General features: G+C 73.1%; 21 protein-coding genes. 10 read left to right on the plus strand and 11 right to left on the minus strand.

Annotated features, from left to right (window positions below; translation table 11 throughout):
- Nucleotides 1-56 precede the first annotated feature (56 nt).
- The 3 genes from yidD (at nucleotide 57) to FQY79_RS00340 (ending at nucleotide 2,551) form a co-directional block, all read left to right on the plus strand.
- Nucleotides 57-290 (plus strand): membrane protein insertion efficiency factor YidD, encoded by a 234-nt coding sequence (gene yidD, locus FQY79_RS00330; RefSeq protein ID WP_146309698.1) that lies wholly within the window; start codon nucleotides 57-59, stop codon nucleotides 288-290.
- Nucleotides 291-1,637 carry a dihydroorotase gene (locus tag FQY79_RS00335; RefSeq protein ID WP_146309700.1) on the plus strand — a complete coding sequence of 449 codons (1,347 nt, stop codon included), beginning with the start codon at nucleotides 291-293 and terminating at the stop codon, nucleotides 1,635-1,637. It abuts the gene before it with no gap.
- Nucleotides 1,638-1,708: 71 nt separating this feature from the next.
- The gene (locus FQY79_RS00340; RefSeq protein WP_246122978.1) at nucleotides 1,709-2,551 is read left to right on the plus strand and encodes a M23 family metallopeptidase; all 843 of its coding nucleotides are present in this window, start codon (nucleotides 1,709-1,711) and stop codon (nucleotides 2,549-2,551) included.
- A 198-nt stretch (nucleotides 2,552-2,749) separates the two neighbouring features.
- Here the strand turns inward: FQY79_RS00340 and FQY79_RS00345 are convergent, their stop codons facing one another.
- The 8 genes from FQY79_RS00345 to efp all read right to left on the minus strand — a co-directional run bounded on the left by FQY79_RS00345 (nucleotide 2,750) and on the right by efp (nucleotide 10,718).
- Complete coding sequence (locus FQY79_RS00345; protein WP_186759659.1) at nucleotides 2,750-3,679, minus strand: C40 family peptidase; 930 nt, start codon at nucleotides 3,677-3,679, stop codon at nucleotides 2,750-2,752.
- A gap of 10 nt (nucleotides 3,680-3,689) precedes the next feature.
- Nucleotides 3,690-5,375, minus strand: coding sequence for a GGDEF domain-containing protein (locus tag FQY79_RS00350; RefSeq protein ID WP_146309705.1), 1,686 nt, complete (start codon nucleotides 5,373-5,375; stop codon nucleotides 3,690-3,692).
- A gap of 51 nt (nucleotides 5,376-5,426) precedes the next feature.
- Nucleotides 5,427-6,344, minus strand: a complete 918-nt coding sequence (gene folE2, locus FQY79_RS00355; RefSeq protein WP_146309707.1) for a GTP cyclohydrolase FolE2 — start codon at nucleotides 6,342-6,344, stop codon at nucleotides 5,427-5,429.
- 31 nt (nucleotides 6,345-6,375) lie between these two features.
- On the minus strand, nucleotides 6,376-7,095 hold the full coding sequence (locus FQY79_RS15525) for a phytoene/squalene synthase family protein (protein ID WP_146309709.1): 720 nt from the start codon (nucleotides 7,093-7,095) through the stop codon (nucleotides 6,376-6,378).
- A complete protein-coding gene (gph, locus tag FQY79_RS00365) occupies nucleotides 7,092-7,790 on the minus strand; it encodes a phosphoglycolate phosphatase (RefSeq protein ID WP_146309711.1) in 699 nt (232 codons plus the stop codon). The genes FQY79_RS15525 and gph overlap by 4 nt, the downstream gene beginning before the upstream one ends.
- A 13-nt stretch (nucleotides 7,791-7,803) precedes the next feature.
- The gene (ubiG, locus tag FQY79_RS00370) at nucleotides 7,804-8,523 is read right to left on the minus strand and encodes a bifunctional 2-polyprenyl-6-hydroxyphenol methylase/3-demethylubiquinol 3-O-methyltransferase UbiG (protein ID WP_146309713.1); all 720 of its coding nucleotides are present in this window, start codon (nucleotides 8,521-8,523) and stop codon (nucleotides 7,804-7,806) included.
- 71 nt (nucleotides 8,524-8,594) lie between these two features.
- Entirely contained in the window at nucleotides 8,595-9,941 is a 1,347-nt protein-coding gene (locus tag FQY79_RS00375) for a TRZ/ATZ family hydrolase (RefSeq protein ID WP_146309715.1), read from the minus strand.
- Nucleotides 9,942-10,151: 210 nt separating this feature from the next.
- Nucleotides 10,152-10,718 (minus strand): elongation factor P, encoded by a 567-nt coding sequence (efp, locus tag FQY79_RS00380; protein WP_146309718.1) that lies wholly within the window; start codon nucleotides 10,716-10,718, stop codon nucleotides 10,152-10,154.
- 89 nt (nucleotides 10,719-10,807) lie between these two features.
- Here efp and epmB point away from each other — a divergent pair, with 89 nt between their 5' ends.
- Both epmB and FQY79_RS00390 read left to right on the plus strand, forming a co-directional pair.
- Nucleotides 10,808-11,809, plus strand: coding sequence for an EF-P beta-lysylation protein EpmB (gene epmB / locus FQY79_RS00385; RefSeq protein ID WP_146309720.1), 1,002 nt, complete (start codon nucleotides 10,808-10,810; stop codon nucleotides 11,807-11,809).
- Nucleotides 11,810-11,871: 62 nt separating this feature from the next.
- Nucleotides 11,872-13,962 (plus strand): EAL domain-containing response regulator, encoded by a 2,091-nt coding sequence (locus FQY79_RS00390; protein WP_146309722.1) that lies wholly within the window; start codon nucleotides 11,872-11,874, stop codon nucleotides 13,960-13,962.
- A gap of 312 nt (nucleotides 13,963-14,274) precedes the next feature.
- On the opposite strand, the gene htpX is transcribed toward FQY79_RS00390, so the two are convergent.
- Complete coding sequence (gene htpX / locus FQY79_RS00395) at nucleotides 14,275-15,162, minus strand: protease HtpX (RefSeq protein WP_146309724.1); 888 nt, start codon at nucleotides 15,160-15,162, stop codon at nucleotides 14,275-14,277.
- A gap of 139 nt (nucleotides 15,163-15,301) precedes the next feature.
- On the opposite strand from htpX, the gene gluQRS reads away from it, so the two are divergent.
- From gluQRS to phbB (FQY79_RS00415), 4 genes are all read left to right on the plus strand, one after another.
- Nucleotides 15,302-16,213: a tRNA glutamyl-Q(34) synthetase GluQRS gene (gluQRS, locus tag FQY79_RS00400; RefSeq protein WP_146309726.1), complete on the plus strand. Its 912-nt coding sequence runs from the start codon at nucleotides 15,302-15,304 to the stop codon at nucleotides 16,211-16,213.
- 54 nt (nucleotides 16,214-16,267) lie between these two features.
- Entirely contained in the window at nucleotides 16,268-17,008 is a 741-nt protein-coding gene (phbB, locus tag FQY79_RS00405; protein ID WP_146309728.1) for a beta-ketoacyl-ACP reductase, read from the plus strand.
- A gap of 160 nt (nucleotides 17,009-17,168) precedes the next feature.
- The gene (gene phaR / locus FQY79_RS00410) at nucleotides 17,169-17,657 is read left to right on the plus strand and encodes a polyhydroxyalkanoate synthesis repressor PhaR (protein WP_146310769.1); all 489 of its coding nucleotides are present in this window, start codon (nucleotides 17,169-17,171) and stop codon (nucleotides 17,655-17,657) included.
- A 79-nt stretch (nucleotides 17,658-17,736) separates the two neighbouring features.
- Nucleotides 17,737-18,477, plus strand: coding sequence for an acetoacetyl-CoA reductase (phbB, locus tag FQY79_RS00415; RefSeq protein ID WP_146309730.1), 741 nt, complete (start codon nucleotides 17,737-17,739; stop codon nucleotides 18,475-18,477).
- Nucleotides 18,478-18,503: 26 nt separating this feature from the next.
- On the opposite strand, the gene FQY79_RS00420 is transcribed toward phbB (FQY79_RS00415), so the two are convergent.
- Nucleotides 18,504-19,415: a M48 family metallopeptidase gene (locus FQY79_RS00420; RefSeq protein ID WP_146309731.1), complete on the minus strand. Its 912-nt coding sequence runs from the start codon at nucleotides 19,413-19,415 to the stop codon at nucleotides 18,504-18,506.
- A 16-nt stretch (nucleotides 19,416-19,431) separates the two neighbouring features.
- Nucleotides 19,432-21,303, minus strand: coding sequence for a formylglycine-generating enzyme family protein (locus tag FQY79_RS00425; RefSeq protein ID WP_246122954.1), 1,872 nt, complete (start codon nucleotides 21,301-21,303; stop codon nucleotides 19,432-19,434).
- Between the two features lie 116 nt (nucleotides 21,304-21,419).
- Here FQY79_RS00425 and rnd point away from each other — a divergent pair, with 116 nt between their 5' ends.
- Nucleotides 21,420-22,553: a ribonuclease D gene (gene rnd / locus FQY79_RS00430; protein ID WP_146309735.1), complete on the plus strand. Its 1,134-nt coding sequence runs from the start codon at nucleotides 21,420-21,422 to the stop codon at nucleotides 22,551-22,553.
- Nucleotides 22,554-22,556: the final 3 nt, after the last annotated feature.

Below are 22,556 nucleotides of genomic sequence, written 5' to 3' on the forward strand. Positions count from 1 at the left end.
TGTTATACCCTGCCCCGGCGGCAGCGGCAACCGCGCCGGACTTTTCCGCCCTTGACGTGATCGACCGCTTCCTGATAGCGCTGCTGCGCGGCTACAAGCGCCTGGTGAGCCCGCTGCTCGGCCCGCGCTGCCGTTTCGTCCCGAGCTGCTCGGAGTACGCGATGGAGGCGATCGCCCGTTTCGGCGCGCTGCGCGGCGGCTGGCTGGCGCTGCGCCGGATCGGCCGCTGCCATCCCCTCCACCCCGGCGGCTTCGACCCGGTGCCGCCCCGCAACGACGGAAACGGCTGAATGTCCCACACCCTGATCGTGAACGCCCGGCTGGTCAACGAAGGGCGCGAGTTCGAGGCCGACCTGCGCATCGAAGGCGAGCGCATCGCCGCCATCGGCAGCAGCCTGTCCGCGCGCCCGGGGGACACCGTGGTCGACGCCGCGGGCCGCCGCCTGCTGCCGGGCATGATCGACGACCAGGTGCACTTCCGCGAGCCCGGCCTGGAGCACAAGGCCGACATCGCCAGCGAATCGGCCGCGGCCGTGGCCGGCGGGCTCACCAGCTTCATGGACATGCCCAATACCAGCCCGCCGACGCTCGACGCCACGGCGCTGGAGGACAAGTACGCCCGCGCCGCCGGGCGGGCGCGCGCCAACTACGGCTTCTACTTCGGCGCCAGCAACGACAACCTCGAAGCGGTGCGCGGCATCGATCCGCGCGCCACGCCCGGGCTGAAGGTGTTCATGGGCGCCTCCACCGGCAACATGCTGGTCGACGCCCCGGACACCCTGGACGCGATCTTCCGCGACGCGCCGGTGCCCATCATCACCCACTGCGAGGACACGCCGACCATCGACGCGGCCCTCGCCGAGTACCGTGCGAAGTACGGCGACGACATCCCGGCCCGGTTCCACCCGGACATCCGCTCGCGCGAGGCCTGTCTCAAGTCGACCCGGCTGGCGCTGGAGCTCGCGCGCCGCCACGGCACCCGCCTGCACGTGCTGCATATCTCGACCGCCGACGAGCTGGCGCTGTTCGAGCGCGGCCCGCTGGTCCGTGCCGACGGCAGCCGCAAGCGCATCACCGCCGAGACCTGCATCCATTTCCTGCGCTTCGAGCGCGCCGACTATGAACGGCTGGGACACCAGATCAAGTGCAACCCGGCGATCAAGGACGCCTCCGACCGCGCCGCGCTGCTCCAGGCACTGGCCGAGGACGTGGTCGACGTGCTCGCCACCGACCACGCGCCGCACACCTGGGAAGAGAAGCAGGCGCCCTACGTGCGTGCGCCCAGCGGCCTGCCGCTGGTCCAGTTCGCCCTGGTGGCGGCGCTCGAATGCGTGCACGAGGGCCACTTCGACGCCGCGCGCGTGGTGCAGAAGTTCGCCCATGCCCCCGCGCAGCTGTTCGACGTCAAGGAACGCGGATTCCTGCGCGAGGGGTACTACGCCGACCTGGTGCTGGTCGAGGACACGCCGTTCACCGTGCGGCGCGAGGACGTGCTGTCCAGGTGCGGTTGGTCTCCATTCGAGGGCAGCACCTTCCGTTCGCGTATCGCCTCGACCTGGGTCAACGGCACCCTGGCATGGGACGGATCGGCGCTGGTGGGCGCGCCGCGGGGGCGGCGCCTGGAGTTCGACCGATGAGGACCGGGTCCGGCGGGCCGCGGCGCGAGGCGCCGCCGGCCCGCGCGGAAGGGCGCTCCCTGCCCACCTGGCTGCGTGCCGCCGCGCTCGCGCTGGCCCTGGTGCTGGCCGGCGCGCCGCCGGCGTCCACCGGCGCCGGCACGGACGTCGCCGCCGACGAGCGCATCGTGTTCCCGGCCAGCGTGCAGCAGGGCGCGATGGTGCTGGGCAAGGTGCCGCCGGGGAGCATCGTGGCCTACGACGGGCGCACCCTGCGCACCACCGGCTACGGCACGGTGGTGTTCGGCGTGGGACGCGACGCGACCGGGCCGCTGCTGGTGACGGTCGACACGCCCGCCGGCCGCCGCAAGGTCGTACGCATCGCGGTCGCCGCGCGCGACTGGCCGCTGCAGCGCGTGGACGGGGTCCCGCCGCGCACCGTCGATCCGCCGCCGGCGATCGCCGAACGCATCCGCCGCGAACAGGCGCGCGTGGCCCAGGCGCGGCTGCGCGACGACCCGCGCACCGACTTCACCCGCCCGTTCATCCGTCCGGTCGAAGGGCGCGTCAGCGGCCGCTTCGGCCGTGCCCGCGTCTACAACGGCAAACCCGGCGCGCCGCACTCGGGCATGGACATCGCCGCGCCCGCGGGCACGCCAGTGCGCGCGCCGGCGCCGGGGATCGTCACCTTCGCCGATCCCGACCTCTACCTCACCGGCGGCACCGTGCTGCTGGACCACGGGCACGGCATCAGCAGCAACTTCCTGCACCTGTCGCGGATCGACGTGCAGGCGGGGGACCGCGTGGAGCAGGGCCAGGTGATCGCCGCGGTCGGCTCCACGGGACGCTCGACGGGGCCGCACCTGCACTGGGGGATGAGCTGGTTCGACGTCCGCATCGATCCCCAGCTGGTACTGGAACAGCGCGGCGACTGACGGGCCGTGCGCCGTCCAGCACGCGGCGCACGGCGACGCGGGCCCGCAGCGCGCCCGGGCCGGCCCGGCCGGGGCGGTCGCGGCGCCGGACTCCATCCACCGCGACCCCGAAGCCGCCCGGTCGCCGCGCCTGGACTGTCCCTGCTCGCCTCCTCCATCCCCGCCGGCGGCGGCCTGGCGCCGCCCCGGCCGCGCCCCTCAGGCGTGGGACGCGTCGCGCTGCATCACCCGGCCCAGCGGCACGAAGCTGGGCGACGCGGCGAGATCCTGGGGCGAGACCAGGCGTGGGTTGGGGTCGGGGACGACCGTTCCCGGATCGTCCAGGCGCGCCGGCCTGCCGCCCTCCCCGGCCAGCAGGCCGGCCCGGCCGAGCGCCGCGCGGCGCGCCGCCTCCAGCTCGTCGTCGCCGACCACCGGCAGTCCCGGCAGCCCGGCGCCGTCCTCCGTCCCCGCCAGAAGGGCGGTGCGCGCAGGCTCCAGCGCCTGCCGGTCGCGCGGCCCGAGCAGCGGCCAGAGTTGCTCCAGCAGCCTCTTCCAGTCGATGTCGGGAAACGGGGCGGTGCCGCGCTCGCCCACCACGATCACCGGCGCCAGGCGGCCCGCCGGCTCGGCCGTGCATTCGGCGTAGGCCCGGTACACCACTTCGCTGCAGACCACGCGCCCGGTGTCGTCGGGCAGCGCGTGGTCCAGCGCCACCCGCACCAGCAGCCGTCCCAGCGCGTGCCGGGGCCACTTGCCGCGCACGGCCATGATCACGCCGAACAGGGCCAGCTCGTCCACCGGGTACGGCATTCCCAGCAGGCTGGCCGCCCGGGCCAGCACCGCGGCCGCGTCGGCCGGCTCCAGGCCCGGTCCGTGTCCGCCGTCCATCCGCACCGCATCGATGAACCGGTAGTGGTCGCGGTCGGCCAGCCTGGCCCGCAGCGGAGTACGGACCACGCCGCCGGTGGTGGCTTCGATCAGGTCACCCGCGTCGGCCACGATCGCCGCGTGGCTGTAGGCGCCATCGCTGGCCCAGGCGATCAGTTCCGACAGCGGCCCCTCGCCCATCATCAGCAGCACGTCCCCGGTGCGCAGGTCGGCGGCGTGGAATGCGGGGACGTCGGTCGGCGCGACGGTCGGGTGCATGCGGGGGTCCTCAGGTGGTCCACAGGCCTTCGGGCGGGGACGCGGCCGTGGCCCGGTTGCGGCCCGCGGCCTTGCTGGCGTAGAGCGCGGTGTCGGCACGCTCGAACAGGCTCGACATCGACTCGCCGGGCGCGAGTTCGGCCACCCCGATGCTCAACGAGGCCGCGACGCTGGCATCGGGCATCGACAGCGGCCGGCATTCGACCGACACCCGCATGCGCTCGGCGATCCGCAGCGCGGACTGGGCATCGTGCCCGGGCAGCACCACGAGGAACTCGTCGCCGCCGTAGCGTCCGAGCGCGTCGCCGCGCCGCAGCTGGTTGCGCAGCCGCCAGGACACGATGCGCAGGCACTGGTCGCCGACGCTGTGCCCGTGCCGGTCGTTGATGTCCTTGAAGTTGTCCAGGTCGACGAAGGCGATCGACAGCGTGTCCCCGCGCCCGCGCGCGTCCTCGACCTCCTTGAACAGGCGCTCCTCGATCCCGTGCCGGTTGAGGATCTTCGTCACCGGGTCCATGGTGGCCTGGCGGCTGGCCAGGTCGCGGTCGCGACGCAGCTGCAGCAGCTTGTCCGACAGGCCCAGGGCCAGCAGCAGGCTGGCCAGCACGAAGGCGCCCGCAAGGCCCTCCTCGAGCCAGGTCGGTCCGACCCACAGCCCCATCATCTCGGCCGCGGCCAGCCCGCAGAACACCATCAGCGGACTCCACGAGGCCAGCACCACGCGCGCCGCGCGCGCGCCGCGCAGCGACAGCACCGTGGCCGCGACCAGCAGCACCGCCGCCGAGTACAGCAGGGCGAGATTGCCGCTCAGGCGCAGCAAGGGCGAACCGGAGAAGACCGCGCCGACCGCGGTGAACGCGGCGATGGCCGTGGACACGTGCAGGATCCGGTTGAGCACCGGCGCGCTGCGGTGCAGGGCCAGGTAGGAGGCGATGAACAGGTTGCTGCACACCACGCCCAGGCCGCCGAAGATCCGGTTGACCTGCGGGCCGGCGCCGAACACAACGTCCAGCCCCGGTACCCAGCGCAGGTCGCCGGTGATCGCCGCCTGGTAGCCGATCGCGCACACCAGCATGGCGCTGAAGTACGCGTAGCTGCGTTCCCCGGTGCCGCCCCAGAACGCGAGGCCGAGGATCGCCAGCACCGCCAGCGTGGTGAACACCATGCTGCGCCAGCCCACGTACACCAGATCGTCGCTCAGGACCTGGTCGAGCGGCTCGATCGACAGCGGCGCCACCACGTTCGAACGGCCCTGCACCCGCAGCCAGACCGCTTCGCCGGCCGGGATTCCCGCCGGCAGGTCGATCACCAGCGCCCGGTGCGAATGGCGCGGGTCGGCGTCGGGGCCGTAGAGCGCGTGGCGCGTCGGGGTCGCGGCGCCGGGCGCCCAGGCCTCGACCCCGTACAGGAATGGCGCCCGCATCACCAGCCTCGGCGTGCCGGCGGCGTCCACCGGCTCGGCGGCGGTGACCCGCCACCACTGCACGTGGCGCGTGGCCTGTTTGATGTAGGGCCGCTGTTGCGCCGGCCCCAGGCGGTGGTCATGGAGGCCGGCCAGCACCTCGGCCACCGGGGGATCATCGCGCAGCTCGCGCACCTCCAGCTCCACGGCCGGCGCCAGCGCGGGGCTGAGCGCAAGCAGCAGCCACAGCAAAAGCCGGCCGCGCCAGGTGTGTCGATGCCCCGGATCCCCCATGCGGGTGATCGTAGCCGATTCCCCCGGCGCCGTTGCCGCGGGCGGCCGCGGTCAGGCGGGCGAGCGGACCCTGGCCACCGCGTCGTGCGCGTGCAGGCTTTCGAAATGCGACACGGTCGCGTCGAAGCGCTCGATCCGCGGGTCGGAGGACAGCGCCGCGGCCACGCGCCGCGCGGCGTCCTCGCAGAACATCAGGTTGGCGGCGTTGAGCGCGGCGAAGGCCTGCTCGTCCTCGCGCTTGACCGCGGTCTGCACCGGCGTGCCCAGCGCCTCCTCCAGCGCGTCGACCAGATCGGCCACCGGCAAGCCGTCGAACGCCGGCCGCAGCCGAACCGTGACGTCGGCGCGGCTGCGCTGCGCATGCGGCGTGGCGGCCAGACCGCGCGGCGAGGCCAGCCACTCGCGCACCGCCTCGACCGACGGCGTGGCGGCAGCGAAATCGGCGGCGAAGCGCTCGGCGTTGAGCTGGCGCGACAGCGCCGCCGAGGCCGGGCAGGTGCTCGAGTACTCGACCGACAGGGTCAGGTCCAGTTCCAGCTTGCCCTCCCCCAGTTCGGCCACGATCTCCACCGGGTAGGTCTTCCAGCCGCCATGGCCGCTGGACAGGGCCTTGCGCCAGAGCATGTGGCCGTAGCGCAGCGCGATCCGGGCGCGGCCCGACAGCCCGCGCTGGGAATCGATGCAGTCCTGCAGCACGCGCCGCAGGGCGGCGTGGCCGGGGGGCTCGCTGGCGAGCGCCTCCTGCAGCCGCAGGTACAGCCGCGACATGTGGATGCCGCGCGCGGAGGCATCGCGCAGGTCCACCGACACGTCGACCGAGGCCGGCGCCAGCAGCGGCGCGCCCCCGCCCGCGGTGTCGATCCGGACCGGCAGGGCGATGCCGGCCATGCCGACCCAGTCGAGCGGCCGGGCGGAGCGGGCGGCTTCGCCGGCGACGTCGGGAAGCGGGGATGGGGAGGAGGTGGTCACGGGGGAGTCGGGTGGCGGAACAGTGGACAGTTTAACGGCCCTCCGCCCCGCCCTCGTGCAACGATGCGTTGCCGCCACGCGCGGCCCGCCAGGACGCCCACAGCATCCGCAGCGGCGGCACCGGCCGCCTGGGCGCGTCCGGCCTCTGGGCTGCCAGCACCCGCAGGCGCTCGCGCAGCATGGCCTGGCGCAGCCGGCGGGGCCGCCCCATCGCGGCCCCTGGGGCCGCCTCCAGGGTGGCCCGCAGGGCCAGGGCGGCGTCGAGGTTCCCGCGCGCCAGGGCCCGCTCGATGCGCAGGGCATCGCTGAACAGGCCCGATCCGGGTCCTTCCGGTCCCGGGGAACGGCCGCCGAACAGCGCCGCCTCGCAGTGCAGTACGCCCGCCGCCCAGGCCTGCAGGGCCCGGGCGCCATCGTCCGGCGTCAGCGGCTCGCGCGTGGCCGGGAGCCTGGCCAGCGCCTGTCCGAGTGCGCCCCAGTCGGCGTCGAGCCGCTGCAGCGCCTCCCCCAGCGGATGGCGCCGCGCGCCGCGCGACCAGCCGTGCAGCTCCTCCTGCCACCAGGCCAGCTTGGCCAGTCCGGGGGCGGGTTCGGCTCCGGCCCAGGCGGCGTCGTGCAGTTCCTGGAGCAGGCTGAACCAGGCCGCGACCGGCGTGCGCAGCGGCCTGGCCAAGAACGCCTCGGCAATCCCCCACTCCGGCCAGCGCGCGCGCCACTTGTCGATGAAGCTGTCGAGCGATTCCCGGCTCATGGCCGCCGCTCCGCGCCCCCCACGGGCCAGGCCTCGGGATCGAGCAGCCGCTCCGGCGCTTCCACCATCGTGTCGCCCTGCCAGGCCACCGGGTCGTCGTCGTCGGGCCGGTAGCCCCACAGCGCGACCACCGAAGCCATGCCCGCGGCGCGCGCGGCGTCGATGTCGCGGCGGTCGTCGCCGACGTAGGCGCACTCGCCAGGCGCCAGGCCCAGCGCCGCGGCCGCGTGCAGCAGCGGCATCGGGTGCGGCTTGCGCTCGGCCAGGCTGTCGCCGCCGACCAGCACCGCGCAGCGCTGCGCCCAGCCGAGCCCGGGCAGCAGGTCGCGGGCCAGGTCGAACGGCTTGTTGGTGACGATGCCCCAGCGCACGCCGCCGGCCTCCAGGGCCGACAGCAGCGCCTCGACCCCGGGGAACGGCGCCCCGTGGCGGCCCAGCTCTTCGCGGTAGGTGGCCAGGAACTCGGGCACCAGGTCCGGCACCCGTTCCGGCGGCACCTCCGGGAACGCGACGGCGGACATCGCCCGCGCCCCGCGCGAGACGTGCGGACGCAGCGCGGCCAGCACCATCGGCGGCTTGCCGCGCGCCGCGCGCATGCGGTTCACCGTCGCCAGCATGTCCGGGGCACTGTCGAGCAGGGTGCCGTCCAGATCGAACAGCACCCCGCGCGGGAAGCGGCAGGACGCAGCGGCCATCAGCGGTGCGTGCTCACGGCTTGACCGCGCACGCCAGGTAGTTCACGTCGGTGCGCGACACGATCCGGGCGGCATTGCGCCAGGGCTCGTAGCGCAGCCCGCTCACGTCCTCCAGTTCCAGCCCCGCCTCCCGCAGCCAGGCGGCGAGTTCGGACGGACGGATGAAGGAGTCGTAGCGGTGGGTGCCCTTGGGCAGCAGGCGCGCGACGTACTCGGCGCCGACGATCGCCAGCGCGAACGCCGCCGGAGTGCGGTTGAGGGTGGAGACGAACAGGCGTCCGCCCGGCCGCAGCGCGCGGGCGCAGGCGTCGAGGATGGCGGCCGGATCGGGCACGTGCTCGAGCATCTCCATGCAGGTCACGGCGTCGAAGCTCCCAAGCTGCTGCGCGGCGAGCGACTCGACCGGCTGCACCCGGTAATCGACCCGCACCCCCGACTCGAGCGCGTGCAGCCGGGCCACGCTGACCAGTTCCGGCGCCAGGTCGATCCCGACCACCTCCGCACCCGCCTCCGCCATCGCCTCGCTCAACAGCCCGCCGCCGCAGCCCACGTCCAGCACCCGCGCACCCGCCAGCCGCACGCGATCGGTTACGTAGCGCAGGCGCGCGGGATTGAGCGCGTGCAGCGGCTTCTGCGGGCCGTCGGGATCCCACCAGCGGTTGGCCAGCGCGGCGAACCGGTCGAGTTCCTCCTGGCGGAAGTTGGCGCCGGCGTGGCCGGGGGAAGCGTTCATCGGCTCATGGTCCTGAGGAAAAGGCGCGCACATTGTAGGAGCGGCGGCGCCGTGCCGCGGTCGAAGCGCAGTCAGCTCCGCTCCACCGCGGCGATGCGCTCGCGCCACTGGTGCGCGTTGGCGACGATCCGGTCCGGGTCCATGTCCACCAGCTCGCGGTCGCGCAGGCGGGCGCGGCCGGCGATCCACACGTCGGTCACCTGGTGGCGCCCGGTCGCGTAGACCAGCTGCGAGACCACGTGGTGCAGCGGCTGGGTTTCCAGCGCCGACAGGTCCACCAGCGCCAGGTCGGCCTGCTTGCCCGGCTCGATCGAACCGACCAGGTGGTCGAAGCCCATCGCCTTGGCGCCGCCCAGGGTCGCGGCGCGAAGCGCCTCGAAGGCGTCCAGCGCGGCGGCGTCCTGCGCCACCGCCTTGGCCAGGATCGCCGCGGTGCGGGTCTCGCCGAACATGTCCAGGTCGTTGTTGCTGGCCACGCCGTCGGTGCCGATCGCCAGGGTCACGCCGGCGCGCGCCAGGGCGCACGCCGGGCAGAAGCCGGAGGCGAGCTTGAGGTTGGATTCGGGGCAGTGGACCACGCTCACCCCGCGTTCGGCGCACAGGTGGATCTCCGCCTCGGTGAGCTGGGTCATGTGCACCGCGATCAGCCGGTCGTTGATCAGCCCCAGGCGGTCCAGGCGCGCGATCGGCCGCTGCCCATGCTCGGCCAGCGACTGCTCGACCTCCTGCGCGGTTTCGTGCAGGTGCAGGTGCACCGGCACGTCGAGCTGGTCGGCCAGCACCCGGATCCGCTCGAAATTGGCGTCGTTGACCGTGTACGGCGCATGCGGCGCGAACGCGGTGGCCACCAGTGGATCGTCGCGCCACTGGTCGTGGACCGCGCCGGCCTTGTCGAAGTATTCGTCGTCGCTGGCCGCCCAGGCGGTGGGGAAGTCGATCACCGGCAGGCCGACGCGCGCGCGGAATCCGTGGCGACGGTAGGTGGCCGCCTGCACGTCGGGGAAGAAGTAGTTCTCGTTGACGCAGGTGACCCCGCCGCGCAGCAGTTCGGCGATCGCCAGCGTCACCCCGTCTTCCACGAACGCCGGGCTGATCACCGCGGCCTCGATCGGCCAGATGTGCTGCTGCAGCCAGACCTTGAGCGGCAGATCGTCGGCGACCCCGCGCAGCAGGGTCATCGGGTTGTGGACGTGGGCGTTGACCAGGCCGGGGAGCAGCACCCCGTCGGGGCGCGACACGGTCTCGGCGGGAGTGAAGCGCCGGCGCGCCTCGGCGGCGGGCAGCAGGGCCACGATGGCGCCGTCGCGGATCGCGACCGCGTGGTCTTCGAGGACCACGCCATGCGGCTCCACCGGTACCACGTGGCCGGCCTCGACCAGCAGGTCGCAGGGCTCGGGAATAGCGGGAATGTCGGTCATGCGGCCCATTGTGTCAGGTCGCCGCGTAAAACAGGTTGCAGCCGCCGGTGCCGGCGGGGGCCATGCCGCCCGGCGCGCGCCGTCGTGGGGACCCGGCCGATGGACCGGCGATCCGGAAGGCCGGCCGCCGGGCGACGGCCGGGCGGATCCGCCCGCCGTCCGGCGCCGGCGGCGCGACGCAGCCGCCGGCAGGCCGCAGGTTCCGCGGGCCTACTTGACCCGGCTGACGTACTCGCCCGAGCGGGTGTCGACCTTGATCACCTCGTCCTGTCCGACGAACAGCGGCACCCGGACCACGGCGCCGGTCTCGAGCGTGGCCGGCTTGCCGCCGCCTCCGGAGGTATCGCCGCGCACGCCCGGATCGGTCTGGGTGATCCTGAGTTCGACGAAGTTCGGCGGGGTGACCGCGATCGGGGTGCCGTTCCACAGCGTGACCACGCAGGTCTCCTCGCCCTTAAGCCACTTCTCGGCGCCGCCCATGCCCGCGGCGTCGGCCTGCACCTGCTCGAAGGTCTCCGGGTTCATGAAGTGCCAGTACTCGCCGTCGCTGTACAGGTACTGCATGTCGGTGTCGATCACGTCCGCTGCCTCGAGCGAGTCGGTCGACTTGAGCGTGATCTCCTGCACCCGCCCGGACTTGATCAGGCGGTAGCGCACCCGGGTGAACGCCTGGCCCTTGCCCGGCTTGACGTAGTCGGTGTCGGTAATGATCGCCGGCTCGTTGTTGACCAGGATCTTCTGGCCGTTCTTCACGTCGTTCATGCCCAGGGTGGCCATGGGGTCTCCTGCTGGAAGGGAGCCGCCCGCGGGCGGCTAGAATGGGGACGGGTGCCGGCGCCGCCGGCCCGGGAATTCGCAGACCGCCAATGATACCCGCTGCTTCCGCCCTGCTGCAGCCTCCCGGCTGGCAGCACGCCTGGCGCGACGCCATCCGCGAACCGCAGGAACTGCTGTCGGTGCTCGGCCTGGAGGGCCTGGTCGATGCCTCGGCCGCGGCCGCGGCCTCGTTCCCGCTGCGGGTGCCGCGCGGCTTCGCCGCGCGCATGCGGCGCGGCGATCCGCACGATCCACTGCTGCGCCAGGTGCTGCCGCTGGACGAGGAGCTGCGCCCGGTCCCCGGGTTCTCGCTCGACGCGGTGGGCGACACCGGCGCCCTCGCCGGCCACGGCGTGCTGCACAAGTACCAGGGGCGCGCCCTGCTGGTGGCCACCGGCAGTTGCGCGGTGCATTGCCGTTACTGCTTCCGCCGCCATTTCCCCTACGCCGAGCAGACCGCGGCGGCCGGGCACTGGGCCGCCGCGCTCGATGCGATCCGCGCCGACCCCTCGATCCACGAGGTGATCCTGTCCGGCGGCGATCCGCTGTCGCTGGCCACGCCGCGGCTCCAGGCCCTGACCGTCGCGCTGGCGCGGATCGGCCACGTGCGCCGGCTGCGGATCCACACCCGCCTGCCCGTGGTCCTGCCCGAGCGGATCGACGACGCGCTGCTCGACTGGCTCGGCGCGCTGCCCTGGCCGGTGGCGGTCGTGGTCCACGCCAACCATGCCCGCGAGTTCGACGCCTCGGTGGACGCCGCGATGGCGCGGCTGCGCGCGGCCGGCGCCACCCTGCTCAACCAGGCCGTGCTGCTGCGCGGCGTGAACGACTCGCTCCAAGCGCAGGCCGACCTGCACGAGCGCAGCTTCGCCGCCGGCGTGCTTCCCTACTACCTGCACCAGCTCGACCGCGTCGCCGGCGCGGCCCACTTCGAGGTGCCGGACGAGCAGGCACGGCTCCTGCATGAACGGCTCAGGGCGCGACTGCCGGGCTACCTGTTGCCGCGGCTGGTGCGGGAAGTCGCCGGCGACGCGTCGAAGCGGCCGCTGTGATCCCCGCCATGGACGCGACCCGCGCCGGCATGGCATAACCGGGACTGGACGGGGAGACTCGAATGTCGAAGAAGACGGACAACGCCCTGCGCCTGGTGATCGTCGACGGGCGCGTGGAAGACGCCGAAGCGCTGGTCAGCGGCCTGCGCAATTCCGGCATCGCGGTGCGCCCGGTGCGCGCGGCCACGCGCGAGGAGCTGTCCGCCGCCCTCGCCGGCCCCGCCGACCTGGTGCTGGCCGCGCTCAACGTCCCGTCGCTGGCATTCGAGGAGACCATGCAGCTGGTCACCGGCACCGGCAAGGACCTGCCGGTGATCGCGATCGCCGATCGCCTGGACGAGAACGAGTACGACGCGGTGCTCACCGCCGGCGCACGCGCGCTGGCGCTGCGCCACCGCCCCCAGCAGGTGCTCTCGCGGGTGCGCAACGAATGGGACGACCTCGAGGCCAGGCGCGCCCAGCGCCGCCTCGAGGCGCGGGTGCGCGAGACCGAGCGCCGCTGCGACGCGCTGATCGAGTCCTCGCGCGACCCCATCGCCTACGTCCACGAAGGCATGCACATCCGCGCCAACAGCGCCTATCTGGAGATGTTCGGCTACGACAGTTTCGAGGACATCGAGGGCATGTCGCTGCTGGACATGGTCGGGCCGCAGTACGTGGAGGACTTCAAGCAGCTGCTCAAGTCCCTCGCCCGCGGCGAACCGCCGCCGCCGCGCTACGAGCTGGAGGCGCGCGACCTGGAGGGCAACGCCTTCGCCGCCTCGATGGAGTTCACCCAGGCCCAGTACGAGGGCGAGTCCTGCCTGCAGGTGGTGTTCCGTCGCCAGGAATTCGATCCCGAGCTGGCCCAGGAGCTGGAGGAACTGCGCCAGCGCGACCAGGTCACCGGCCTGCTCAACCGCCCCACGTTCCTGCTGTCGCTCGAGGACGCGGTGGGCGACGCCGGCCAGAACAACGGCCAGCACGGCCTGCTGATGATCGAGCCCGACCACTACCACCGCCTGCTCGGCGACATCGGCCTGGACTCGGCCGACGCCCTGCTCTCGGCGATCGCCGAACGCCTGCGGCAGACGCTGGCGGCCGAACTGGCCGACGGCCGCGCGGTCGCCGCGCGCTTCTCCGAACACACCCTGGCCGTGCTCCTGCGCAACAGCGACTATGCCGCGACCGCGGCGGTGGCCGAACGCATCCGCGAGGCATTCTCGGCCGACGTGGTCTCGATCGGCACCCGCTCGAGCGTGATCACCGCCAGCATCGGCGGGGTGCAGATCGGCGAGAAGATCGCCAGCGTCTCGCAGGTGCTGGCCAAGGCCGCGCAGGGGGTGGAGTCCTCCAGCGGCGTGGGCGGGAACCGGGTGGAGATCTTCGACCCGGCGGCGATGGACCGGGCCGAACAGGAACACGTCCGCGCCTGGGTGGCGCGCCTGCGCGACGCGCTCGACAACAACCGCCTGGTGCTGCACTACCAGCCGATCATCAACCTCCAGGGCGACACCGGCGCCACCTACGAGGCGCTGATGCGCCTGGACCCGGGCGACGGCCAGCTGATCTCGCCCAACGCCTTCCTGCAGATCGCCGAGGAGCACGGCCTGCTCGGCGAGATCGACCGCGCCGTGGTCGGCCAGGCAATCGCGGTGCTCGGCCAGCGCATCGCCGCCAACCGGCCCACCACCCTGCTGGTCAAGGTCAGCCAGGCGGCGCTGGACGATCCGTCGCTGGCCGACTTCATCGGCCAGCAGCTGCAGGCCCACGGCGTACCGGGCGAATACCTGGTGCTGGAACTGCCCGAGGCCAAGGTCTTCACCCATCTCAAGGCGACCCAGGCCTTCGCCGAGGCAATCGGCCGCTTCGACTCGCGCCTGGCGCTGGAGCAGTTCGGCGTCGGCCTGGACTCGTTCCAGCTGCTGACGCACCTGAAGCCGAACATGCTCAAGATCGACCGCAGCTTCATCGAGGACCTGCCGCGTAACGAGGACAACCAGGCCAAGGTGCGCGAGATCGCCAAGCGCGCGCGGGAAATGGGCATCCGCACCATTGCCGAGTACGTGCAGGACGCGGCCAGCATGTCGATCCTGTTCTCCTCGGGCGTGGACTACGTCGAGGGCCACTTCCTCGCCATGGCCAGCCCGGTGATGAACTACGACTTCGAGTAGCCCCCCGACACCTGTAGGAGCGGCTTCAGCCGCGACTTCCGCCCGGTGCGACGTCACCCGTCGGCGTGTTCCGCCACGGCACCCCTCGCTGGCTCCGCGCCGAAAAGCCGCAGGTGGCCGCGCCCGGCATGCGGCCACCCGGATGCGGGGGCCCCAGCCATCCGGTCGCGGCTGAAGCCGCTCCTACGGGCCGGAACGCACGACCACGCGACGTCGCGGCGGTCCGCCGCCCGCTCCCGGCCGAAGGCGGCGCGCCGCGGACGCCTGCGAAGGTTGGCCCGCCGCCGGCCGGGACGGCCGGGCGGCGATGCCTCAGGCCAGCACGCCCTCGCGCAGCTGCTCCGGCGGCGCGTTGCGCAGGGCGGCGATGCGCTCCTCGAGCGGCGGATGGCTCATCAACAGGCGGCGCAGGCCATGGCCAAGACCGCCGCTGATGCCGAATGCCGCGATCTGCCGCGGCAGCGTGTTGGCGCCCTGGTTCTGCGCCAGGCGCTCGAGCGCGGCGATCATCTTGTGGCGCCCGGCCAGCGCGGCGCCGCCGGCGTCGGCGCGGAACTCGCGCTGGCGCGAGAACCACATCGCGATCATGCTCGCGAACAGGCCGAACACCAGGTCGAGCACCACCACCACCGCGAAATAGGCCATGCTGCCCATGTCGCGGTCCATGAAGTTGCTGACCGCGCGCGCGACCACCCGCGCCAGCACGATCACGAACGTGTTGAGCACGCCCTGCAGCAGCGCCATGGTGACCATGTCGCCGTTGGCCACGTGCGCGACCTCGTGTCCCAGCACCGCTTCGGCCTCGTCGCGGTCCATCGAGCGCAGCAGTCCGGTGGACACCGCCACCAGTGCGTTGTTCCGGTTGGCCCCGGTGGCGAAGGCATTGATCTCCGGCGCGTCGTAGATGGCCACCTCGGGCATGCCGATGCCGGCGGCCTGGGCCTGGCGGCGCACGGTCTCGACCAGCCAGCGCTCGACCTCGCTGCGCGGCTGGGTGATCACCTGCGCACCGGTGAAGCGCTTGGCGGTCCACTTGGACATCAGCAGCGACACCAGCGCGCCGCCGAAGCCGAACAGCGCCGCGAACACCAGCAAGCCCGCGTTGGTCGCCGGATCGATGCCGAAGACGGCCATGACGATGCTGAGCAGGACCAGCACCGCGAGGTTGGTGGCCAGGAACAGGGTGATGCGCTTGAACATGCGGGGACTGCAACCTTTCTCGTGGGGGGCGTAGGCGCCCGTCGGGGTGTCGATTATGGTTGTCGCGGGTGAAAATCAAGGCTCCGGCGCCGCAGGCCTCGCCCGTGGGGCGCCCTCCGACCGGTACCGTTCAGTCCCCATGTCGACCACCCCAGGCTACCGCGGCCGTTTCGCGCCCTCGCCCACCGGACCGCTGCATGCCGGCTCGCTGCTGGCGGCGCTCGGGAGCTGGCTGATGGCCCGGCGCGCCGGCGGTCGCTGGCTGGTGCGGATCGAAGACCTCGACCCGCCGCGGGAGGTTCCGGGCGCGGCCGCGGCCCAGCTGCGCACCCTGGCCGCGTGCGGGCTGCATCCCGACGGGCCGGTCGAGTACCAGTCCCGGCGCGGCGGACTCTACGCCGCGGCCCTGGAGCGCCTGCTCGCCGCCGGCGACGCGTTCGAATGCCACTGCAGCCGCTCCGACCTGGGCGCCCGCGGCGGCATCCACCGCCATTGCGTGGCCGGCCGCCGGCGCCCGGATCCGGCCGTGCGCCTGCGCGTGCCCGACGGGTGCCGGATCGGCTTCGAGGATGCGATCCGCGGCCACTACGCCCAGGACCTGGCGCGCGAGGTGGGCGACTTCGTCCTGCGCCGGGCCGACGGCCCGTGGGCCTACCAGCTGGCGGTGGTGGTGGACGACGCCGACCAGGGCATCACCGAGGTGGTGCGCGGCGCCGACCTGCTCGACTCCACTGCGCGCCAGATCCTGCTGCAGCAGCGGCTGGGGCTGCCGACCCCGCGCTACGCCCACCTGCCGGTGGTCCCGGGCCCGGACGGGCGCAAGCTCTCCAAGTCGCTGGCGGCCATGCCGGTCGACGACGCCGATCCGCTGCCCGCGCTCGCCCGCGCCTGGGCGATGCTCGGCCAGGATCCGGCGGCGGTCGCCGGGGCGGCATCGCCGGCCGCACTGCTCGAGGCCGCGCTGGCCGCGTTCGACCCGGCCCGGATCCCGCGCGGACCCGACCCGCTGCCCGCCGCGTTGCACAACACCCACGGCGCGATCGAAGACTAGACTGTAGCCGGTGCCGCCCGGGCGGCGGGAACGACTGACGCAGGAGACAAGGACATGACCTCACGTGTGGCTCTGGTGACCGGTGGGACCGGCGGCATCGGCACTGCGATCTGCAGGAAGCTCGCGGACCAGGGCCACAGGGTGGCCACCAACTACCGCAACGAGGAAAAGGCCCGCGCCTGGGAGGCGCAGATGAAGTCGGAGGGCTACGAGTTCACCCTGGTCAAGGGCGACGTGACCTCGCCGGAGGAAGCGGCGGCGATGGTGCGTGAGGTCGAGGAGACGCTCGGCCCGGTCGAGATCCTGGTCAACAACGCCGGCATCACCCGCGACGGCACCTTCCACAAGATGACCGCGCAGCAGTGGTACGACGTGATCAACACCAACCTCAACTCGGTGTTCAACGTGACCCGCCCGGTGATCGAGGGCATGCGCGAGCGCAAATGGGGCCGGATCATCCAGATCAGCTCGATCAACGGCCTCAAGGGCCAGTACGGCCAGGCCAACTACGCTGCCGCCAAGGCCGGCATGCACGGCTTCACCATCTCCCTGGCGCGCGAGAACGCCAAGCTCGGGATCACCGTCAACACGGTCTCGCCCGGCTACGTGGCCACCGACATGGTGATGGCGGTGCCGGAGGAGGTCCGGGCCAAGATCGCCGCCGACATCCCCACCGGGCGCCTGGGCAAGCCGGAGGAGATCGCCTACGCGGTCGCCTTCCTGGTCGACGAGCAGGCGTCCTGGATCACCGGTTCCAACCTCGACATCAACGGCGGACACCACATGGGCTGGTGAGCCGGCCGCCGCCACGCCCATCCCACGCAAGGCCGGCCACCGCCGGCCTTCCGGCCGTCCGGGCCGCGCGCGGCGCGGGAGATCGCCGGAGGGCCGCGGCTTGCAAGCCCTGCTGCACTGCGCCATGCTGCGCGGCACCATCCTTCGGGCCAACATCTCCATGTCCGCGACCCGGATCATCAAGAAGTACCCCAACCGCCGCCTGTACGACACCGAGATTTCGAGCTACATCACGATCGAGGACGTCCGCCAGCTGATCGTGGACGGTGAGGAGTTCGAGGTCCGCGACGCCAAGAGCGGCGAAGACCTGACCCGCTCGGTCCTGCTGCAGATCATCGCCGAGCACGAATCGGCCGGGGAGCCGGTGCTCTCGACCCAGCTGCTGGCGCAGATCATCCGCTTCTACGGCGACTCGATGCAGGGGTTCATCGGCAATTACCTCGAGCGCTCGATGCAGCTGTTCCTGGACCAGCAGCAGCAGTTCCGCCAGCAGATGGGCGGCATGCTCGGGCAGACGCCCTGGGCGATGATGAACCAGCTTACCGAGCGCAACCTCGAGATGTGGAAGGAGTTGCAGAAGAACCTCACCGGCAGCGTCGGCCAGAAGCCCGACCCGGACCGGCGCGCGCAGGACAAGCGCGGCCGCTGATCCCGATCCGGGGGGCCCAGCCCCCCGCCCCGCGGCCGCGCGCCGCGGCGCCCCTTCGTTCGACCCCCACGGATTCCCCATGGACAAGCGAACCGCCGTCGTGACCGGCGGCATTGGCGGGCTCGGCACCGCCATCTGCATCGCGCTCGCCAGCGCCGGCCGCCGCGTGGTGGCCGCCGACCTGGGCGGCGACCGGCAGCGCATCGACGGCTTCCTGCGCCGGGTCGAGGGGCTGGACGTGCGCTTCAGCGAACTCGACGCCACCGATTTCGACGCCTGTGGCGCCTTCGTCGAGGCGCTCGAGGCGGCGGGCGAAGGTCCCGACATCCTGGTCAACGCCGCCGGCATCACCCGCGACACCACGCTGCGCAAGATGGACCGGGCGCAATGGGACGCGGTGCTGTCGGTGAACCTCGACAGCGTGTTCAACCTGTGCCGCCACGCCGTTGACGGAATGGTCGCGCGCGGCTTCGGTCGCATCGTCAACATCAGCTCGGTCAATGGCCAGACCGGTCAGTTCGGCCAGACCAACTACTCGGCGGCCAAGGCCGGGATGCACGGCTTCACCATGGCGCTGGCGCGCGAGGTGGCGCGCAAGGGCGTCACGGTCAACTCGGTGTCGCCGGGCTATTGCGAAACCGCGATGGTGATGGCGATTCCCGAGGAGATCCGCCAGGGCATCGTCGACCGGGTGCCGGTCGGCCGGCTTGGCCGCCCCGACGAGGTCGCGCGCGTCGTCGCCTTCCTCAGCGACGACGACGCCGGCTACATCACCGGCGCCAACATCCCGGTCAACGGCGGCCTTTACATGGGCTTCTGAGGGGGCCGGCCCGGCAGCACCCGGCTTCAGGGCCCGTCCGCCGCGCCCTGCCCGCAGAACCGTTCGCGATAGGCCAGCGCCTTGGGCATCAGCGCCTGCAGGTTGGCGATGCGCGTGCCCGGGTTCGGGTGGGTGGAGGCGAACTCGGGCGGCGTCTGGCCGCCGCCGGCCTCGCCCATGCGCTCCCACAGTGGCACCGCCTCCTGCGGGTCGAAGCAGGCGGCGGCGGCCAGCATCAACCCGACCTCGTCGGCCTGGGTCTCGTGCTTGCGCGCGTACGGCAGCAGGTAGCCGTACCCCATCGCGGCCATGACCATCTGCTGCTGCTGCGGATCCATGCCGCTCATCGCGCCGGCCATCTGCCCGACCTGGCTGAGCTTCTGCTGCGCCATGCGCTGGGCGCCGTGACGCAGCAGCGCGTGCGCGATCTCGTGGCCCATCACCACCGCCATCGCGTGCTCGTTGCGCGCCACCGGCACCAGGCCGGTGTAGACGGCCATCTTGCCGCCGGGCAGGCAGAAGGCGTTGGCCTGGTCGGATTCGATCACGTTCACTTCCCAGTCGAAGCCGCGCGAGAACCCGGCCGGCGCCTGCCCGTGCTCGGCCGCCAGGGCGGCCTCGACCTCGGGCACCCGGGCCACCAGGCGCTCGGCGATGGCGCGCACCTGGCGCGCGATCTGCGCGTCGGGGGGCACCGGCCGCTCCTGGCGCAGGATCTCCTGGTAGGCCTGCAGGCCCAGCGCCTTCTCGTCCTCGATCGAGAGGTTGCGGTCGATCAGCACCGACTCGCCGGTAATCGGGTCGAGCGACTGGTTGGAGTACCAGTAATAGAGGCCGTAGCCGGCAAACAGCAGCAGGATCAGGAAGCGGGGGTTGATCCCGCGCCGGCGCGGGGCCGGCTGCCCGGCCCGGGGGCCTCCGAACGGATCGCGTCGCATCGCCAGCTCCCTCCGCCTACAGGTCGCGCGCGACCCGGAACCCGAGCCGCGCATTGGTGGTGTCCACGTTGGCCGGCGCGCGCCAGGCCGCCCGCGTCTGCGCCGGCGAGCTGGCCCACGAGCCACCCCGGATCACGTGGTCGCGGCACCCGGGGTTGACCCAGGCCGAGCCGTCGGTCGGCGCGCGGCGGTAGCCATCATGCCAGCAGTCGGCCACCCACTCGCTGACGTTGCCCGCCAGGTCGTGAAGGCCCCATGCATTGGGCTCCATGCTGCCCACGGGGGCCGGCCCCCAGAAGCCGTCGCCGTAGCCCTCGAAGGCGTTCGCCCAGGCGCGCCCCGCCGGCGAGCGGTCGAGCCCGCCGGTGGTGTTGGCCACCCGCGGCGGCGGCGGCCCGTCGCCCCAGGGCCAGCGCCCCTGGGTCCCGGCGCGCAGCGCGTACTCGAACTCGGCCTCGCTCGGCAGGCGGTAACGCTTGCCGGTCTGGGCCGAGAGCCATTCCGCGTAGGCCTGGGCATCGCGCGCGCTCACGTGGATCACCGGCAGGCCGTCGTCGGCCGGGCGGCCGAGGTAGTCCGAATGCCAGGCCACGCCACTGCGGCGCACGAAGTTGTTGCTGCGCTCGTCGTACACCATCGAGAAGCCGCGCCGTTCGGCGCGCGTGCGATGGCCCGTGGCGGCGATGAAGCGGCGGAACTCGCCGACCGTGATCTCGCGGATGGACAGCCCGAAGCCACGCTCGAAGCGGACCACGTGGGCCGGCTTCTCGTGGTCGCTGGAATCGGGCTCGTCGGCCGCCGCGCCCATGGTGAACGCGCCGTGCGGGACCACCGCCATCTGCGGGCCGCGCCCGCCGCCGGACATGGCGTCGGTGAACACCTGGCCCGGCGCGTACATGCCGTAGTGCACGGCCAGGGTGATGCGTTCGCGCAGTTCGGCCGCGGCCGGGTCGCCCGGCCGGGCGATGCGCAGCAGCTGGGCGAGATGGCGCCGGGCCACGTCGATGCCGCCGAACCTGGGCAATGCGGCGATGCCCAGGTCGCGCAGCCGTGCGATGCGCGTGGCCCGCATCCGCTCCACCCGCTCGCGGGCGTCGTCCACCGTCTCCAGGCCGGTCTCGGGGCGCACCGTCCCGGCGTGCGACAGCCAGGCCTCGGCGATGTCGAAGTCGCCGGCCTCGGCCGCCAGCTCGGCGCGCCGGATCAGCGCGCTCTCCACCGCCGCCAGTCCCTGCAGCGCGCGCGCATTCTCCGGCTGCAGCTCCAGCGCCTGGCGGAACGCGGCCAGCGCACCGCCCCCGGCCTCGCCGAGGTGGCCTTCGGCCAGGGCGCGGTCGCCGGCATCGGCCAGGGCGTGTACGCGCTCGGCCAGGTCCAGGCGCTCCAGGAACCGGACCACCGCGGCGTCGGTGGCGTCGACGGTGCGGGCCACGGCGGCCAGCTGGCGCGCCCGCGCCAGTTCCGCGGGCGCGTCGCCGTCGGCCGCCTCGATCGCCGCCCGGCCGTCGGCCAACAGCTGGCGCAGCGCGCGCTGCAGTCCACTCGCGGCCGGGCGCGCGTGCTCGGGCAGGGTCGAGAGCGCGAGGTAGATCGGGATCGCGGCGTCGGCGTCCTCGTACAGGTGGCCGGCCGCGAGCGCCGCCTCGGCGCGCCTGCGCAGTTCGCGCGGATCGGCGCCCTCCAGCTCCACGGCGGGCGCCCGCCAGGTCAGCTCGCCCGCGGCGCTGTCGTCGCCGCTGATGGTCACGCTGCCCGCGGGGCCGGCCTCCACGCCGGCCACCGGCGCCTCGGGCACGCCCTCCTGCGGCGCGGCGTCGCGCGCGCATCCGGCGACCGCGGCGACGCCGGCCAGCAGCACGATCCAGGCTCCACGCAGTGCGGGCGACATCGACGGCATCGGCACCAGATTAAGCCATCGACGACCCGCGACGCGATGCGCCAGGTACCGGTGCCGGCGCGGGCGCGCATTGCCACCCCGCCCCGGCCGCCGGTACGCTGCGCGCCATGTCGTCTTCGCCAGTGTCCTGGATCGGCAGCCCCGCCGACCTGAAATCCTGCCTGTCCACCGCACTGGCGCGGGTCGGGCTCGATACCGAATTCATCCGCGAGCGCACCTACTGGCCGAAGCTGTCGCTGGTGCAGCTGGCGCTGGAGGGCGCGGCCGGCGAGCCACCGCGGATCCTGCTGCTGGACATGCTCGAGCCGGGCATGGCCGAGGCGCTGGTGCCGCTGCTCGCCGACCGTTCGGTGACCAAGGTGATGCACAGCGCGAGCGAGGACCTGGTCGCGCTGCGCCACGCCTGCGGCACCCTGCCCGAACCCCTGTTCGATACCCAGGTGGCCGCCGGCCTGGCGGGGATCGCCGCCGGCGCGGGCTACCAGCGCCTGGTGCAGGACCTGCTGGGCATCGCCGTGGACAAGGGCGAGACCCGGTCGGACTGGATGCGGCGGCCGCTCTCGCCCGCGCAGCTGGCCTACGCGGCCGAGGACGTGCGCCACCTGTTCGCGCTGCACGATGCGCTCGACGCGCGGCTCCAGGCGCTGGGCCGCCGCGCGTGGTTCGAGGAGGACTGTGCGCGCATGCTCGAGACCGCCCGCAGCGACAAGGGCGAGCGCTGGCCGCACCTGTCGATGCGCAGCGCCCAGCTCCTCGACGAGGCGGGGCAGCGCCGCCTGCTGCGGCTGCTGCGCTGGCGCGAGCGCCAGGCGCGCCGCAGCGACCGCCCCCGCGCCTGGGTGCTCGACAACGAGCTGGCCGTCATGCTCGCCCGCCAGGCGCCCGCCGACCGCGACGCGCTCGACCGGGTGCTGCAGGCCCATCCCAAGGCGCCGCGCAAGCTCGCGGCGCAGCTGTGGGAGGCGCTCACCACGCCGCTGCCGGACGAGAACGAAGCACCGCCGCCGCGCACCGGCGAACGCGACCGCAAGGCCTTGCGCCGCCTGCAGGACGCGGTGGCCGCGCGCAGCGGGGAACTGGGCCTGCCCGACGGGGTCCTGGCCTCGCGCCGCTGGCTGGAATCGCTGCTCGACGGCGAGGACTGGCCGGGCGTGCTCTCGGGCTGGCGCCGCGCCCAGCTCGAGCCGGCATTGGCGCCCTTGCTCGAACCCGCTGGCGAGGCCGGCGCGACATCCGTATAATCG

Source organism: Luteimonas wenzhouensis, assembly GCF_007859305.1.
Taxonomy (GTDB): domain Bacteria; phylum Pseudomonadota; class Gammaproteobacteria; order Xanthomonadales; family Xanthomonadaceae; genus Luteimonas; species Luteimonas wenzhouensis.

What these genes read in the sequence shown, in the direction of transcription:
- FQY79_RS00335 (WP_146309700.1), top strand. Translation starts at nt 291, where the DNA reads ATGTCCCACACCCTGATCGTGAACGCCCGGCTGGTCAACGAAGGGCGC.
- FQY79_RS00345 (WP_186759659.1), bottom strand. Translation starts at nt 3,679, where the DNA reads ATGCACCCGACCGTCGCGCCGACCGACGTCCCCGCATTCCACGCCGCC.
- FQY79_RS00350 (WP_146309705.1), bottom strand. Translation starts at nt 5,375, where the DNA reads ATGGGGGATCCGGGGCATCGACACACCTGGCGCGGCCGGCTTTTGCTG.
- FQY79_RS15525 (WP_146309709.1), bottom strand. Translation starts at nt 7,095, where the DNA reads ATGAGCCGGGAATCGCTCGACAGCTTCATCGACAAGTGGCGCGCGCGC.
- gph (WP_146309711.1), bottom strand. Translation starts at nt 7,790, where the DNA reads ATGGCCGCTGCGTCCTGCCGCTTCCCGCGCGGGGTGCTGTTCGATCTG.
- ubiG (WP_146309713.1), bottom strand. Translation starts at nt 8,523, where the DNA reads ATGAACGCTTCCCCCGGCCACGCCGGCGCCAACTTCCGCCAGGAGGAA.
- FQY79_RS00375 (WP_146309715.1), bottom strand. Translation starts at nt 9,941, where the DNA reads ATGACCGACATTCCCGCTATTCCCGAGCCCTGCGACCTGCTGGTCGAG.
- efp (WP_146309718.1), bottom strand. Translation starts at nt 10,718, where the DNA reads ATGGCCACCCTGGGCATGAACGACGTGAAGAACGGCCAGAAGATCCTG.
- epmB (WP_146309720.1), top strand. Translation starts at nt 10,808, where the DNA reads ATGATACCCGCTGCTTCCGCCCTGCTGCAGCCTCCCGGCTGGCAGCAC.
- FQY79_RS00390 (WP_146309722.1), top strand. Translation starts at nt 11,872, where the DNA reads ATGTCGAAGAAGACGGACAACGCCCTGCGCCTGGTGATCGTCGACGGG.
- htpX (WP_146309724.1), bottom strand. Translation starts at nt 15,162, where the DNA reads ATGTTCAAGCGCATCACCCTGTTCCTGGCCACCAACCTCGCGGTGCTG.
- gluQRS (WP_146309726.1), top strand. Translation starts at nt 15,302, where the DNA reads ATGTCGACCACCCCAGGCTACCGCGGCCGTTTCGCGCCCTCGCCCACC.
- phbB (WP_146309728.1), top strand. Translation starts at nt 16,268, where the DNA reads ATGACCTCACGTGTGGCTCTGGTGACCGGTGGGACCGGCGGCATCGGC.
- phaR (WP_146310769.1), top strand. Translation starts at nt 17,169, where the DNA reads ATGTCCGCGACCCGGATCATCAAGAAGTACCCCAACCGCCGCCTGTAC.
- phbB (WP_146309730.1), top strand. Translation starts at nt 17,737, where the DNA reads ATGGACAAGCGAACCGCCGTCGTGACCGGCGGCATTGGCGGGCTCGGC.
- FQY79_RS00420 (WP_146309731.1), bottom strand. Translation starts at nt 19,415, where the DNA reads ATGCGACGCGATCCGTTCGGAGGCCCCCGGGCCGGGCAGCCGGCCCCG.
- FQY79_RS00425 (WP_246122954.1), bottom strand. Translation starts at nt 21,303, where the DNA reads ATGTCGCCCGCACTGCGTGGAGCCTGGATCGTGCTGCTGGCCGGCGTC.
- rnd (WP_146309735.1), top strand. Translation starts at nt 21,420, where the DNA reads ATGTCGTCTTCGCCAGTGTCCTGGATCGGCAGCCCCGCCGACCTGAAA.